This window comes from Terrabacter sp. P5_B1 (genome assembly GCF_056400505.1).
Window position 1 is genome coordinate 1 of sequence record NZ_JBFULD010000530.1, and the last position, 1634, is coordinate 1634.

The following is a 1634-nucleotide window of genomic DNA, read 5'->3' on the forward strand; positions in this document are numbered from 1 at the left end:
CCCTTGAGGATGAGGTTGAGGGTGTCGACCTTGCCCGCCGCGAGGGCCTCGTTGAGGTCCTCGAGCGAGATGCGCTTGCGACGCTTGGCCAGGCTCGCCGCACGTGATGCGGCCTCGCGGCGCTCGGCGATCTGGCGAGCCGTACGGTCGTCCGGCGCCACGAGGAACGTGTCACCGGCGCCGGGGACCGACGTCAGGCCGAGGACCATGACGGGACGCGACGGGCCGGCCTGCTCGACGTTGTTGCCGTGCTCGTCGAGCATGGCGCGAACGCGGCCGTGACCGCTGCCGGCCACGATCGAGTCGCCGACGTTGAGGGTTCCCGACTGGACGAGGACGGTCGCAACCGGACCGCGACCCTTGTCGAGGTGCGCCTCGATGGCGACACCGCGGGCGTCCTTGTCCGGGTTGGCCCGGAGGTCGAGCGCCGCGTCGGCCGTGAGCAGGACGGCCTCGAGGAGCCCGTCGATGTTCGTGCCGTTCCTGGCCGAGACGTCGACGAACATCGTGTCGCCGCCGTACTCCTCGGCGATGAGGTTGTACTCGGTCAGCTGCTGGCGGATCTTCGCCGGGTTGGCGTCCGGCTTGTCCACCTTGTTGACGGCCACGACGATCGGCACGTTGGCCGCCTGGGCGTGGTTGAGCGCCTCGATGGTCTGCGGCATGACGCCGTCGTCCGCGGCGACGACGAGGATCGCGATGTCCGTCACCGACGCACCTCGTGCACGCATGGCCGTGAAGGCCTCGTGACCCGGGGTGTCGATGAAGGTGATGGCGCGCTTCTCGCCCTCGTGCGTCGTGGCGACCTGGTAGGCACCGATGTGCTGGGTGATGCCACCGGCCTCGCCCTCGGCGACCTCCTCGGAGCGGATCGCGTCGAGGAGCTTCGTCTTGCCGTGGTCGACGTGGCCCATGACGGTCACGACCGGCGGACGCGCCTCGAGGTCCTCGTCCTCCTCGGCCTCGAGCTCGGCGTCGAGGTCGATGTTGAACGAGCCGAGCAGCTCGCGCTCCTCGTCCTCGGGCGACACGACCTCGATCTCGTAGCCGAGCTCGGCGCCGAGCACCTTGAAGGTCTCCTCGTCGAGGGACTGCGTGGCCGTGGCCATCTCACCGAGGTGGAAGAGCACGGTGACGAGGGATGCCGGGTTGGCGTTGATCTTGTCGGCGAAGTCGGTCAGCGAGGCACCACGACGGACGCGGATGGTCGTCTTGCCGTCACCACGGGGGACGCTGACGCCACCCAGGCTCGGGGCCTGCATCTGCTCGAACTCCTGGCGCTTCGCGCGCTTGGACTTGCGGCCTCGCACGGGGCGACCACCACCGCGGCCGAAGGCACCCGCCGTCGAGCCGCGACCGGCGCCACCACCGCGGGGGCCGCCGAAGCCACCACGACCGGGGCCACCGGGGGCGCCACCGGGGCCACCACCGAAGCCGCCGCGACCACCGGCACCACCGGGGCCACCACGGCCGGGACCACCGGCCGGGCGCTGGCCCGGTCGGGCGACGGTGCTGCGCTCCGGCATCATGCCGGGGCTCGGACGCGGACCACCGGGACGCGGAGCGCCACCGGGGGCACCGGGACGACCGCCGGCGGCCGCACCGGGACGCGGGGCGCCACCGGGAGCACCCGG

Annotated in this window: 1 protein-coding gene; it reads right to left on the minus strand. The window is 72.0% G+C overall.

The genetic code is table 11. The features are described 5' to 3' along the window. A partial coding sequence (gene infB / locus AC1DP0_RS21680) for a translation initiation factor IF-2 (RefSeq protein WP_478088614.1) occupies positions 1-1634 on the minus strand: 1634 nt, incomplete at both ends.